The following is a 14764-nucleotide window of genomic DNA, read 5'->3' as shown; positions in this document are numbered from 1 at the left end:
AAGCAATATACTGCTCTAGATTGTCAGATGAGAAAAACTCTCCCACAACAACACCTCTTATTTTTTTAAATAACTAATCTGATAATTCTAACATAGAGTTAAAGTCACAAAAAGAATTTGTGTCACATTTAACCGGCAATATTCCTTCTAGAATGAGAATAATCTACAAAACTTTCGCAAAAAAAAACATTAATTTCTTTTTTTATTGAAAAAAACTACCACTTTTAATCACAATTAAATTAAAAAAAAGGTAAAATATTGCAATATTGTTTTACATACATGTGAGAAAAAAATATGGCAAATAAGAAACCTTTAGCCCTCATTATCATGGATGGTTGGGGCGATAACCCAGTTAAAGAGTTCAACGCTGTTGAGGCTGCAAAAACACCTGTTTTAGATTCTCTTACAGCAAACTATGCACACACAGACATTCAAGCTTCAGGTATTGATGTAGGTCTACCTGACGGTCAGATGGGCAACTCAGAAGTTGGCCACACAAATATCGGTGCAGGCCGTATTGTTTATCAGGAATTAACAAGAATCGGCAAGGCTATTGCTGATGGCGAATTTGATAAGAACCCAACTTTAGTAAAAGCTGTAGATGATGCTGTAAACAATGGCAAGGCAGTTCATATCATGGGTCTTATGTCACCTGGTGGTGTTCACTCTCATCAGGATCACATTGTTGCAATGATTAAGCTTGCAGCAAAGCGTGGTGCAAAAAAGGTTTACTTCCATGCATTCACTGATGGTCGTGATGTTGCTCCTCGTTCAGCTTTAGAGTACATCAAGGTAATTGAAGGCGCATTTGCACAGGCAGGTGTAGGTAGAATCGCAACTGTTGTTGGCAGATACTTCGCTATGGACCGTGACAATCGCTGGGATCGTGTAGAGCAGGCTTATGACTTAATTACTCAGTCTATCAGCCAGTTTGATTCTTTCGAATCTGCAAGTGCTGCTATTGAAGCAGCATATGCTCGTGATGAGAACGATGAGTTCGTAAAGGCTTCTGTAATTGGTGAGAAGGCTCCTCTTGAAGATGGCGATGCTTTAATCTTCATGAACTTCCGTGCAGACCGTGCTCGTCAGATCACTCGCTCATTCGTAAACTCAGATGCTGACTTTACTGGATTTAAGCGTAAGGTTGTAAGAAAGTTATCAAGCTTCGTTATGCTTACTCAGTATGCAGCTGATATCCATACTCAGTGTGCTTACCCACCAGAGGATTTAACTAATACATTAGGTGAGTGGTTATCAAAGAAGGGCATGACTCAGTTACGTATTTCAGAAACTGAAAAGTATGCACACGTTACCTTCTTCTTCAACGGTGGTGTTGAAACTGTATTCGAGGGTGAAGACAGAATTCTTATCCAGAGTCCAAAGGTTGCTACCTACGATTTACAGCCTGAGATGAGCTCAACTGAGTTAACAGACAAGTTATGCGCTGCAATTGAGTCAGGTAAATACGACGTAATCATCTGTAACTATCCTAACGGTGATATGGTTGGTCACACTGGCGTATTTGAAGCTGCAGTTAAGGCTGTTGAAGCTGTTGATACCTGCATCGGCCGTGTTATCGAATCATTAAAGAAAGTTGACGGTGAATGCTTAATCACTGCTGACCACGGTAACTGTGAGCGTATGAAGGATCTTGAAACTGGTGTTCCATATACAGCACACACCAACTTACCAGTTCCATTCATCTACTACGGTAGAAAAGCAACAATGAGAGCTGACGGAAGATTATCTGATATCGCTCCTACAATGCTTTACCTAAAGGGTATGGAAATCCCAGCAGAGATGACTGGTAAATCAATTATTACTTTAGAAGACTAATTTCTTTTAAAGAGTCAAAAGCCTGTATCTTTTTGATACAGGCTTTTTTCATAACTGTGACAAATATCTTGAAAATATGCCTCTCAAGCAAATACCCCTCTAAGCATAAAAGCCATCTGCACAGCTTTATATAATGCAAGCCCCTCTCCATTTGAAATAAACGACAAGCTGATGTTTTTGCACTGCTGCCTATGAAGCTCTCAATTTTGCAAAAGGAAATTCAATAGATGAAGATGAAGGAAGTATTAATAAGATCATGTATGCAAGAGGATTAACTCCACTTTACAAACTTATCACAACAACAAATCTCAACTCTTTATTGAAGCGCAAATGTCAGCTAAAGGACATGCTTAGTGAAGTTCTTTTAAACAAGCTTTAAAATATATACTACATTACCTAAAATTTTAAAGAGTACTAATTGTCTTATAAATTATATAGTTAGACTTCTTTTTATATAATACAAACTGTCAAAGTCGTTTTTTTTCATGGTAAAAGAAAAAAAACACTCTGATTCAAAAGCTCTCTTGATTTTTGCATCAACTGTTTAAAACTCATTATTTAAATTTGAATTTACAGTCAAAAAGAGCAATTAAAGAACCTAATAGTAATCCTGACAAATGACATACATTTGCAATGCCATTCAGGAAAAAGCCAAAAAGGATAAAGATAAAGCTTACTGCAAACAAACCAGGAATAACCTTAAATGTTGATGGAGCTTTCTTCATCATGCTTATAACTGCTGAATATCCAATCAGACCATAAACCACACCTGACAGACCACCAAATACAGCCTGTTCACTTGTAAACATATACTGAAAAACGTTTGATATTGCAGCAATACCAACCACAAGAGAAAACATCTTTATTGAACCAAAAGTGTTTTCTATTGGTCTACCTAAAGCTTCAAACATTATCAAATTAAATGCTATGTGCATTATCGAAAAATGTACTAAAGCAGGGGTGAATAATTTGTAATAATTTATTGGATTTGTAAAATGCTCAAATCTGCCTAATGCAAGATTAAATACTACAAAATCCTGATCTATTAAGGATAGTACGTAAACAATGACACACAAAATCTGAATAATCGAAACGACAGAAAACAGATTGTATGTAAAAGGAAGTGAATTACTGTTCAAACGCTTTTTAGATGAAACGGTCTTTCCTGATTTCCAGGAAACCTTTTCAAACTCTTTGCAAAAAGCAGAATCAGAGTGTCTGACAAGCTCTAGTTTTGCTTTTAGTTTGTCAGACTCATTTGTAACAAAAATAATGTAGAAGCCACTGTAACCTTCCTTTGCTTTAGCCTTAATTCCGATGGAATTAAGATAATCACAAAAGCTTAAGGCTTTCTCATAAGGTAACTTACATACTTCTACATCAAATTCATCAATTATTTGGAATTGAGCCATTTCATATACTCTGCAACACCCTGAGCTACAGATTTGAATTCAATATCACAACCTGCATTTCTCAACTGAGTTAAATCTGCCTGAGTGAAAGCCTGATAGTGCCCCTTTAAATGCTCTGGGAATGGAATAAACTCAACTTCTCCTCGACCATAATGCTTGATAACTGCTTTAGCAATGTTCAAGAATGGTTCTGCTCTTCCTGTACCACAGTTGTAAATTCCTGATGGACCTTTGTGCTCAAAGAACCATAAATTTGCTTCTGCAACGTCACCTACATAAACGAAATCTCTCATCTGGCCTCCATCAGGATATCCATCTGAGCCAGCAAATAGTTTAGGATTCTGACCTGCTTTCATCTGATTGTTCAGATGGAATGCAACTGAAGCCATTGAGCCTTTATGACCTTCTCTTGGACCATAAACATTAAAGTAACGGAAACCAACAACCTGAGACTTTAATGATGGTAATCTACGGCGAACATATTCATCAAACAGGAACTTAGAATAACCATAAACATTTAATGGACCTTCATTCTCTCTGTCTTCAACAAATACGTTTCCATCACCATAGGTTGAAGCTGATGAAGCAAAGAAGAAAGGAATTCTATGAGCTGTTGCAAACTCAAATAGAGTTACAGTGTACTCATAGTTATTTTTCATAATATAACGGCCGTCCCATTCAGTAGTAGATGAGCAAGCACCTTCATGGAAAATAGCTTCAATATTCTGAGAACCATATTTTGCGTTGAATGCTTTCTCGTCTTTAACTAACTCAAGGAAATCAACCTTATCCATGTAATCTGCAATATCAAGGTCAGTTAAGTTAATGAATTTATGACCATTTGTCAGATTATCTACAACAAGAATATCTTTAATTCCTCTGTCATTTAGATGCTTTACGATGTTAGAACCGATAAAGCCACAGCCACCTGTTACGATTATCATAATTTTTTCCTTTATTGTTCTTAATTAAGTCCATTATAATTGATATTGGAAATCAAAGTTCATTTCTTTTCAATTCTACTGTGACATTTATGAATAAAAAATTATCAAATAAATACCTGATTATTGCTCCATCCTGGCTTGGTGACTTGATTATGTCACAATCTCTTCTAAAAGAGCTAAAAAAACAGGATCCTAATTGTACTATTGATGTATACGCCCCAAAATACACAATGCCGATTTTAGACAGAATGGAAGAAATCTCAGGAAAACTGATAAATCCATTCGATCACGGTACATTTGATCTAAAAGAAAGATTCAAAGAAGGCAGAAAACTTGCAAAAAACAACTATGACACTGTAATTGTTCTGCCAAATTCCTTGAAATCAGCCTTAATTGCGCTCTTTTCAAAAGTTAAAGATAGAAGAGGATTTAAAGGTGAATCTCGCTATTTCATATTGAATAACATGAGATGCAACAAGAACGATTTCCCTCTGATGGTTCAAAGATATGTTGCTTTGGCTTTTGACAAGAACATTGTAAAAACAGCAAAAGATCTTCCTAAATTTGCTTATCCTAAATTAACAGTAAACAAACCAGATGAAGAGAAAATTAAGGAACTTGGACTGGATTTTTCAAGGCCTGCCCTTGTATTAGGATGCGGTGCAAATTATGGACCAGCAAAACTTTGGCCTGTAGAATATTTTGCTAAAATCTCATCTTTATGGATAAAACAAGGTGGATCAGTTATTGGTCTTGGTTCTAAAAAAGACATTCCTACAGTTCAGCAGATATTCAGCAATATTGAAGATGAGTACAAACCATTTTTTACAGATATAGCTGGCAAAACAAATCTTACTGAAGCTTTAGATATTGTAGGTCAATGTACCGCTGCTGTATGCAATGATTCTGGCCTTATGCATACAGTTGCAGCTGCTGATATTCCACAGGTATGTATTTTTGGGTCAACATCCACAAATTACACACCACCTTTATCTGATAAGGCAATTTGTGTTGAATCTGATGAACCTTGTCATCCTTGTTTTAACAGAACATGCAAATACGGACACTATAACTGTCTGAAAAAAATTGCACCTGAATATGTTTTTGAAAAACTTATGTCTTTGCTAGATAAAAAGAGGGGCTAATGAAATTTACTTCACTTTTAGCACTTTATTTATATAAATTTTTAACTAGTTTAATTGCACCTTTAGCAGTGCTATTTATCTGTTACAAGAAAAGACATGATAAAGGTTATGGACTCGCTGTTTTTAACTTTCTTGGATTCTATAAAGGGAAAAAGAAGAATTCCATATGGTTTCATGCAGCCTCTGTTGGAGAGGTTAATTCAATAAAACCTCTTGTCTCAAGATTTGCAAAAAAGAATCCTGACTTTAATATTGTTATTTCTACAATGACAAGCACAGGAAAAGAAACAGCAAATTCTCTTAAGTCATATAAGAATATTACCGTAGTTACAGCACCTTTGGATGCACCTTATTCAGTTTGCGGATTTTTCAAAGCATTTAATCCTAAAATTCTTATCATTGTTGATACTGAACTTTGGCCAAATATGCTTGATAAGGCATCAAAGAAAAAGATACCTGTTGTAATAATAAATGGCAGACTGCAAGATAAAAACGTAGATAGTTATAAAAAGCATGCAAATCTTGTAAAAGATCTTATTGCATCAAAGCTCAGTCTCGTCCTTGCTATGAGTCATTCAGATAAAATGAGATTTGAGAATATTGGTGTTTCACAGGATAAAGTAATTGCTGCAGGAAACCTAAAATATGATCTAATCCCAAACCAGGTATTGTTTGAAAACGCCAAAACAATAAAAACAAGGTTACTTGGAAATAATGTAATAGGTGCCATTAGTTTCCATTCAGGCGAAGAGAAACATATTATCAATGCCTTTATTGAGGCAAAAAAAACAGTGAACAATCTGAAGCTTGTTTTAGTTGGAAGACATGCTCAAGACTGCAACAAGGCTATTGAATACTTAAAAGAACTTAATATAGCTTACAAAAGAAAGAGCAAGATAACGTCCACCGATGAATTAAAAGGTCTAGACAAAGATGTGATTATCGGTGATACCTTAGGAGAGATAGAGTTCTATTTCGGCCTGTGTGATGTTATCTTTATGGGTGGTAGTTTTGTATCTATCGGTGGACACAATCCTCTTGAACCAGCTTATTTTTCACTACCTATTATAACTGGACCTATTTATCATAACTTTAGTGAACAGTTTGAAAAACTCATTGATAATGGCGGAGCTTTCCTTGCTGAAGATGAGGTTCACTTAGCAGCCTTTTTTGAAAAACTCACTAAGGACAAAGAACTTGCTAGCATCGCAGGAGTAAAGGCCCTGGATATTCAGCAACAAGGTAGAGGAACATTGAACTTTACACTTGAGACAATTGGAAAACTCCTAAAAAAATAATCTATTCATAACATCCACCGTTATTAGTTAAACTAATAACGGTAATATATCTTTCTCAAGCTCCACTTGCTAAGAATTCATTAAAATATTCGGTTCTGTTACAAAAATATTGCAATAAGTACACACAGAGTGAACACATAAATATAAAGAAATTTTATTCAATATTATTTTTTCTTTAATATCAATTAGATATAAATTCAAGTAGCACAAACCGCGTGATAAAGACCTATTAAAAAAGAACAGCATAATATCATTTAGACCTCTAAAAATTGTGATCCATATCATATTAAATTCTTAATTTTGGAGAGAGGTTAAATGAACTTTATAAAAAAACTATGCTGTATTATTCCTTTTATTGTTTTTTCAGCATATTCACAGAGTATTCAAGAAATAAGCATTTCTGCCCCTAAAGGATATATGGCAACAGTTCCTGAAAAACACATCGACCAGACTGTAGCTCCTTATATTCATCAGGGAATAAGTGCTGACAATCTAAATAACATTATTGATGCAGTTACAAATCTTTTCAGAGGTCATGGTTTTATGGGCTGTCAAGCCTATATTCCAGAACAGGATGCTTCAGATGGAAAAATCCTTATTGCAGTTGATAATCTAAAAGTACTGAAACCAAGAGTTGAAAACAAAAGTACAATCCCTAATGAAATAATAGAAAAACTCCTTTTTCCAGCCAGGGACAAACCATGTGAAAGCATAACTGATACAAAGAAAAACGATCATCTGCTAAAAGTAAGAGATTTAAACGCTTTTGATGTCGATTTAAAGCTGATCCCTACAACACAAGAAGATATTGATAATGCACTATTCTTAAATCCTGATCTTTCTTATTACAAAACCTATTATGTAGTGAAAAACAAAAAAACTTTTGGTTTTGATGCATTTGCAGATAACTATGGACAAAAGAATACCGGAAAGGAAAGATTTACAGCTGTTGTTCATTCTAATAATCTGTTTAATAACTTAGACAAAATAATATTTGCATTAAGTTCTTCTTCAAAAGATCAGAATAACGTTTTTAGCGAATATTCAAAGCATATTGGTGATTTCTTTAAGTTTATTGGTCTTTCTGTAAATGCTGGAGCTTATGACATAAAAGATCAGTATTCTGACTTTGACGTTAAAGGTAAGCAGATATGTTCTGATCTCTTCTTTACTGACAACCTATTCAGAGACAGTTTTACAAAAACTGATTACAAGCTAGGCTCCTATTTAAGATTCATGTCAGATAAATTTTCAAACTTTGACATTGAATTAAAGAGAAGAAATTACGGTACTTATGCTCAGTTGTTTGTTGAGCATGTTAACTACAACAAAGATATTTTCTTTACAAATGATACAAAGTTAAGCATTTCTAAAACAGATGACATGGATGAGTTTAATCTTTATCAGACAAATGCTTATGGCTTATTAAACACTAATACAACATTATCTTATTTTCTTAACAGAAACATCTCCCTTGATACTGAACTTAACATTCAGCTTTGTTCAAATTTCATTGATCCAATTGAAAAAATGAATGCAGGTGGAGCTTATGCAGTAAAAGCATATCAAAGCAATCTTGCATCAGGGGACATGGGTATTTTTAATTCTTTAGGTAGTACCTACCACTTCAATGGACCTTTAAATTTAAAACTTGGTGGTGCATTCATGCAATCACACATTAAGAATTTCCACGGAAAAGCAGAAAGTTTCTATGGATTATCTCTAAACGGACATATGGATTTTAATGGATTCTATACAGATTTAAGTATTTCAAAAGCTGTAGGAAAACATCAGAAATATGCTGAGGATAAATTATCAGCACTAGTTAAGTTAGGTTATACATACTAAATCAAAGGACTAAACAATGAATAAACTTTCTTTATTCACAATTACTATATTTATTCTTTTAGCTAATAGAGTACATGCAGCAGCATTATTACCTTCTGGAGGTGAATTCCTGCACGGTAATGGAGTTATCAGCTCTCAGCGCAATCAAATGGCTATTTCATCAACATCTAAAAACAATGTTATTTCCTGGAACGATTTTTCAGTAGGAAAAGACCACTTGGTTCAGTTTGATAACAAAAATTATCTCAACCTGATCAGAAGCTCTAATCCTTCAGTTATCAATGGAACCATTCAGTCACTTCCAGGTGGAAAAGTATATATAGTAAATCCTAATGGTATCACCTTAGGAAAAGATTCTAGTTTTTTATCAGATGGAATTACTCTTTCAACTTCAAAAGTAGGAACTGAACAGATAAATGCTTTTCTTGAAGGTAATGGATTTGTCCCATCTAAAAAGGGAATGGGTAATATAACTTTATTAGGTAAGGTAACCACCAAGAATTTATTACTTGATGGAAACAGGGTACTTATAAAGGATATTGGAAATATCAGTTACGGAACCATGATCTCTCCTCCAACTAACAGGTTAACAAATGTAGATGGTGAAAAATTTGTTATTTACAGTTCTTCAAAGAGAATTGATATCGGTGGTAGCAAAGATATAAATCTTAAAGAAGATTATGGTTTTACTAAAGAAAATGGAACTGTTTCTCAACTAGGAAAAACAGCAATCAGCGATAAAAATGATTTTCTTAATATTCAAAACGATCTTTCAGGAGAATATTTTATCACCAACGATATTAATCTTGGTGAAATATCTAATGGAATTGCCACTAACAGCTCTTTCACAGGAAAATTAGATGGCGCATATAACACAATAAGCTACACATTAAAATCAGATAATCCATCTAACAGATATATAGGCTTATTTGGAAAACTTGATAACGCCACTGTAGAAAACATAAAGATCGAAAATTCAAAAATTGAACTAGATAATATTTCTGATACTACATATGTTGGTGGCCTTGCTGGCAGTATAAAAGGATCCCATCTTGCCAACATTCAGGTAAATAATCTTAATGTTGATGCGTATTACGATACCTCAACTGATGTGTACATAGGTGGTATCACAGGATCATTTGATAGTTCACTGACAAATACAACTATTGAAAATATCTCTTCTTCACTAGACAAAAACTCTCAATATTACAAAGCGAAGATTGGTATTTTTGCAGGAATAAATAACGATAATCTAAAATTCAGTGGTTCAATTTTTGCCAATGAAGTAAATCTGAAATTTTCTGAGTTTGGTAAAAACAATTCAAACATATCTATAAATAATTCTTTTACAAACAACAGCACTGATTACATCAAAATGGATGGCCTTATGCAGAATAAAAACTTTTATTGCCCTTATTTTATCGATTCTGATTTTGTGTTTATTTATGACAATTCAAATCCAAAAGAGTATAACTATGCTGAATTAGTCAATAATCCATATTTCAGACATGAGGATTATGTTGATATTTCATATGAATATACAGATCCAATTAAATATATCGGTGTATATTCTCACGTTTACAACTCAAAAGAAAATGGAACAAAATACTATTTTGTCCACAACAATACAGCATCTCAAAGGGCTGACCACAAAATTAAAATTACAGGTATCGACTATAAAGAGAATTTAAAAAATCATCTGAATCTTATAAATAAAAAAATTAAATATTATTCGCAGAATTACAAAAGTTATGAAGCAGAAGATTCTTTAGATACTATCGATATCAATAAAGAGGAAATGAATACAGACTCTATATATGCATATAGATTAAATCTTTCAGAAGACTTTATTTTTAATCCAAAATTCCTTGCATCAGTTGGAATAAGTAAAGAGAATACAAGACTTGTTGCAATGAATAGCAAAAATGGTAGGAATTACATTTAAGCAAGATCTTTACATCAAGAACCGCGCCTTTATTAAAAACAAAAGGCGCGAGTTCTTATTTCATAATCTCTTGATGATTATTTGGTTTTCTTCCAAATAAACCAATTATATAAACCAATCATCATTCCACCACCGATAATATTTCCAATGGTTACAGGAATAAGATTTGAAAATATAAAATTATAAACAGTCAGATCTGAATATTTTGCAACATCAACAACAGACTGGAATTCAGGAATAGAAAACTCCTGAAGAACAATACCCATTGGGATCATGAACATGTTAGCGACGCTATGCTCAAATCCAGAAGCTACAAACATACCAATAGGGAAGATCATGATTAAGATCTTGTCTGTAATGGATTTTCCTCCCCATGATAACCATACAGCAACGCAAACCATGATATTACATACAATACCTAGGCACATAGCTTCTAAAAAGCCTCTAAAGTAAGCATACATACCTGTACCATCAGATGGATAGATATGTTCCACTTTATGAAGAGCTGTATTTAATATTACATGCCCCCATTCTGTTCCAAAATTCATATAGGTTCTACCCACAAAAATAATCAGAACAACAAATAAAGCACCAATTAAATTACCTACATAAACTGTAGCCCAGTTTTTAAATACCTGCCACCAGGTAGCCGTTTTATTTGCTTTTGCAATTAAGGTAAGAGTAGAAGAGGTAAAAAGTTCACCGCCTAATAGCACCACCAAGAATAAGCCTAAAGCGAAGAATAAACCGCCTAGGATTTTGCCTGCACCAGAACCTAGAGCAGCAACTGCGGTTGTGTAAAAACAGAATGCAAATCCAATAGAAGCACCTGCAAGAATAGCTAACAGAAAAGCTCTTGCAAAATTCTTAGTAACCTTATCAGTAACGTGGTGCTCAGCAGCCTCAACTATCTGAGATGGGGATAAAGCTTTCATTGATGTGTTATCGCTCATTTAGATACCTACATATTTTAAAGTGTGATTTTGGACGCTATTTTAACTGAGAATGTCCAAAAAAACATCTTATTTGAAAATATGAGCGAATCAACAATTACGATAAAGCTTCCTTTTTCAGCAACTCAAACTTTTCTTCTTCAAAGTAAGCTGATTTCTTTGTTTTTTCTTTTATAAAAGATCTGAGAAGACGATTGACGATTTTTTCTTTGTCTTCTTTTTTCATTGGTTTAATAAAACATTTATCAAAATCAATGATATAGACTGAACTATCTTCATTTAAAAGAATATTTCTTATATTCAGATCTGTATGAAGAATATTATTATCAAAGAACTTTTTGATTGTTTTTCCAATTGATACTAATTCTTCATCAGTTAATGATCTTTCTTTTATAAAATAGGACAGATCCTTAAAACCAGATATTCTCTGAATTACAATGTCCTGTCTTATTCCAAAGGTCGTTTTAATTTCTCTAGCTACTGCAGGTGTTGGTACAGGAAGCCCCATATCAACCATTTTTGACAGCATTCTGAATTCATCAAAGGCTCTGTGCTGAAAGCTATCAAATGCATAAAATGTATGTTTTACAAATTTTCCAAAGAATCCGCCTCTTCTATACTGACGAAGTACAAGATTCTTGTCTTTTGCACTAAACAGTAAAGTCTTGCCCCTACCGCTTGCCTTTTCAACATTCTTTTGACTTTCTATTGATGTTCTGTCAAACAATGCCTCTATTTCAGACAGATCAAATTCTGATAAAAAATCAGAATTAATCAGATATTTGGTATTTCCTAAAGACAGCAATTCTTCTGACATATGATTTACACCAACAGATATACTTTTTAAAAAGAAAATTTTGAAGATATATGTGCAATAATACACTATTGAACAGTTAAGTAAAATTTAAATAAAATTTAGTGGTTTATCTATGCAAAATAGCACAAGGAATATCTGCGTTTTAAGACTATCTGCACTTGGTGACTGTATCAATGCATACGGACTTATTTGTGCAATGAAGAAAGCATCTGAGAATATTTGTGTTTCTTGGGTTATTGATTCTAGATTTGCCTCTTTATTCGTTGATTCCAACGGAAATGAATTGGTTGATCTGATAAAAGCGGATATAAAGAATCAGGGAATAATAAAAACTTTCTTTTCTTTAAGAAAAAGCCTGAAACATAAAAAGTATGATTACCTTCTGAACATTCAGACATCTATAAAAGCTTCTATTCTGTCTTTATGCGTTAAAGCTAAAACAAAGATTGGATATGATAAACAAAGAAGTAGAGAAGGCCAGAGATTCTTTGTTAATAAGATAATCGATACACCTCAAGATCCCCATGTATTATCTGGCTTTTTGTCATTTGCAAAGAGCATTGGTTTAGATGAAATAAAGCCTGTTTGGGATTTTTGCCTTACAAAAAACGAGCTCACAAAAGCAGAAGAATTACTAAATACCGACAAAAAAGTTTTCTGCATTTCCCCAGCATCTGCAAAATCAATAAAAAACTGGACTGTAGATGGTTATAGCGCAATAGCACAATACGCTCATGAAAAAGGTTTTGATGTAGTTCTGTTAGGTTCAAATGCGGAAAAAGAGAAAAAGCTGTGTTCTGATATTGAATCAAAGCTTTCATTCAAATGTAATAACTTATGTGGAAAAACTTCACTTAGAGAACTTTGTGCTGTCGTTTCTAAATCAAGTCTTGTTCTTTCTCCTGACAGTGCCTGTATGCATTTAGCATCAGCTCAGAACATACCTGTTATAGGATTATTTGCAATACACAATCCAAACAGAGTTGGGGCCTATAATTTCAGAGATATCGAAGTTAGTGTATATGAGCAAGAAGCAGCTAAAGAGTTAAAAGAAGACAATGTTTCTTGGAGGTACAGAGTAAAAAACGAAAATGCTATGAAAAACATATCAATTAGTGATGTAAAAAAAGCATTTGATCTTGCCGTATCAAAATATATTGAGGTTTAATATGGAATCTACAGCAGTTTTTCCTGGTACTTTTGATCCTATAACAAACGGTCACCTAGATCTGATAAAAAGAGCATCTCGTATTTTTGAAAAAATTATAGTTGCTGTTGCAGCTAGCCCATCAAAACACACAATGTTTGATTTAAATACTCGAGTTAATTTGTGTAATGACAGTATAAAAGATTTAAAAAATGTTTCTGCTGAAGGTTTTGACGGTATGCTTATTGATTACCTCAAGAGTAAAAAAGCAAACATACTTATAAGAGGTGTAAGAACTGGATTAGACTTTGAATATGAAAGTCAGCTTTCTAATATGTACAAAGTTGAAAGCCCAGATATAGAAATGGTTATTCTGCCTCCTAATCCTTCTGTTTCATTTATTTCCTCAACACTTGTCAGGGAAGTCATAATTCATAGAGGAAACATTGAAAAATACGTACCAAAGGCAGTTGTTGAAAAAGTAAAACAACTATAATTTCTGACAATGAGGACAGAAATAAGTAGATCTCTGTCCTTGTGTTATTTTCTTTATAATATGGCCACATTTTCTACATTTCTCTCCATCATGACCATATACCATTAAGTTCTGTACAAAATATCCTAGTTTGCCATCTGCACCTTCAAAATCACGAATAGTAGTACCACCTTGTAATATTGCCTTTGACAAAACGTCTTTTATGTTTTCAGTGAGAATTGAACATTGTTCTCTTGAAAGTGTATTTGCCTTCTTTTCAGGATGGATTTTACTGATAAAAAGGACCTCGCTAGCGTATATATTACCTACGCCTACAACGACCTTATTATCCATTATTGTCTGCTTTATATCCTTTTTATATTTTCTTAATTTTTCAAATAGATATTCTCTGTTGAATAAATCTGTTAATGGCTCTGGTCCTAAAGTCTTAATAGGGTTATTTTCGTAAGGTGGGTTATTTACAGAGAAATATTTAACTAAACCAAATCTTCTTGTGTCATTTAATCTGACTATGGATCCGTCACTTGTACGTATTTCAAAGTGATCGTGTTTTTTTATAGGTTCGCTTGCATCTGTTACATGAAGATGACCAGACATTCCAAGGTGGATAAGGACATAACCTTTGTCAGTAACAAGAATAATATATTTACCTCGTCTGCATATATCCTGAATATATCCACCTTCAAGGTTATATAAATCAGAAGAAAATGGTTCTCGCAGGGATTTATCAGAAAAATATATCTTTGAAATTTTTTTATGTAACAATGCAGGAGTAATCCCTCTTCTTGTTACTTCTACTTCAGGTAATTCAGGCATTTTTATTCAGAATTAAATCAACAAAAATCAAATCTGTTCAAATTTTAACCCTAAGATCTCAAAATCCGATCTTACACGTTAATAACTTTTTTTATTCTACCAGCCAT

Annotated in this window: 12 protein-coding genes; 7 read left to right on the top strand and 5 right to left on the bottom strand. The window is 33.6% G+C overall.

Translation table 11 applies throughout. From position 1 onward, the window contains the following. Positions 1-294: 294 nt before the first annotated feature. Positions 295-1836 (top strand): 2,3-bisphosphoglycerate-independent phosphoglycerate mutase, encoded by a 1542-nt coding sequence (gene gpmM / locus ACJML3_RS02235; protein WP_219938039.1) that lies wholly within the window; start codon positions 295-297, stop codon positions 1834-1836. Between the two features lie 554 nt (positions 1837-2390). Here the strand turns inward: gpmM and ACJML3_RS02230 are convergent. Both ACJML3_RS02230 and rfaD read right to left on the bottom strand, forming a co-directional pair. Next, entirely contained in the window at positions 2391-3248 is an 858-nt protein-coding gene (locus ACJML3_RS02230; protein WP_406020225.1) for a rhomboid family intramembrane serine protease, read from the bottom strand. Further along, positions 3230-4192: an ADP-glyceromanno-heptose 6-epimerase gene (gene rfaD / locus ACJML3_RS02225; protein WP_219938041.1), complete on the bottom strand. Its 963-nt coding sequence runs from the start codon at positions 4190-4192 to the stop codon at positions 3230-3232. Before rfaD ends, ACJML3_RS02230 begins: the two co-directional genes overlap by 19 nt. Before the next feature lie 89 nt (positions 4193-4281). Between rfaD and waaF the strand changes: the two genes are divergently transcribed. The 4 genes from waaF (at position 4282) to ACJML3_RS02205 (ending at position 10428) form a co-directional block, all read left to right on the top strand. Then, a complete protein-coding gene (waaF, locus tag ACJML3_RS02220; protein ID WP_219938042.1) occupies positions 4282-5337 on the top strand; it encodes a lipopolysaccharide heptosyltransferase II in 1056 nt (351 codons plus the stop codon). Next, positions 5337-6635 carry a 3-deoxy-D-manno-octulosonic acid transferase gene (locus ACJML3_RS02215; RefSeq protein ID WP_406020222.1) on the top strand — a complete coding sequence of 433 codons (1299 nt, stop codon included), beginning with the start codon at positions 5337-5339 and terminating at the stop codon, positions 6633-6635. The genes waaF and ACJML3_RS02215 overlap by 1 nt, the downstream gene beginning before the upstream one ends. Positions 6636-6950: 315 nt before the next feature. Next, positions 6951-8483 (top strand): ShlB/FhaC/HecB family hemolysin secretion/activation protein, encoded by a 1533-nt coding sequence (locus ACJML3_RS02210; RefSeq protein ID WP_406020219.1) that lies wholly within the window; start codon positions 6951-6953, stop codon positions 8481-8483. 16 nt (positions 8484-8499) lie between these two features. After that, positions 8500-10428, top strand: coding sequence for a filamentous hemagglutinin N-terminal domain-containing protein (locus ACJML3_RS02205; RefSeq protein WP_219938045.1), 1929 nt, complete (start codon positions 8500-8502; stop codon positions 10426-10428). Between the two features lie 77 nt (positions 10429-10505). Here ACJML3_RS02205 and focA read toward each other — a convergent pair whose 3' ends face one another. Together focA and ACJML3_RS02195 are read right to left on the bottom strand one after the other, a co-directional pair. Then, positions 10506-11381 (bottom strand): formate transporter FocA, encoded by an 876-nt coding sequence (gene focA / locus ACJML3_RS02200; RefSeq protein WP_219938046.1) that lies wholly within the window; start codon positions 11379-11381, stop codon positions 10506-10508. Between the two features lie 97 nt (positions 11382-11478). Next, positions 11479-12198, bottom strand: coding sequence for a 3-deoxy-D-manno-octulosonic acid kinase (locus tag ACJML3_RS02195; protein WP_406020217.1), 720 nt, complete (start codon positions 12196-12198; stop codon positions 11479-11481). Between the two features lie 112 nt (positions 12199-12310). On the opposite strand from ACJML3_RS02195, the gene ACJML3_RS02190 reads away from it, so the two are divergent. Together ACJML3_RS02190 and coaD are read left to right on the top strand one after the other, a co-directional pair. Next, positions 12311-13366, top strand: coding sequence for a glycosyltransferase family 9 protein (locus tag ACJML3_RS02190; RefSeq protein WP_288135751.1), 1056 nt, complete (start codon positions 12311-12313; stop codon positions 13364-13366). Position 13367: 1 nt separating this feature from the next. Next, positions 13368-13841, top strand: coding sequence for a pantetheine-phosphate adenylyltransferase (gene coaD / locus ACJML3_RS02185; protein ID WP_288135750.1), 474 nt, complete (start codon positions 13368-13370; stop codon positions 13839-13841). Here the strand turns inward: coaD and mutM are convergent. After that, positions 13836-14657, bottom strand: coding sequence for a bifunctional DNA-formamidopyrimidine glycosylase/DNA-(apurinic or apyrimidinic site) lyase (gene mutM, locus ACJML3_RS02180; RefSeq protein WP_288135749.1), 822 nt, complete (start codon positions 14655-14657; stop codon positions 13836-13838). The genes coaD and mutM overlap by 6 nt on opposite strands. Positions 14658-14764 lie beyond the last annotated feature (107 nt).

This window comes from Succinivibrio sp. (genome assembly GCF_045124615.1).
GTDB lineage: Bacteria > Pseudomonadota > Gammaproteobacteria > Enterobacterales > Succinivibrionaceae > Succinivibrio > Succinivibrio faecicola.
Note: the sequence above shows the minus strand (reverse complement) of the source record. Positions and strands in the feature narration are given on the sequence as shown.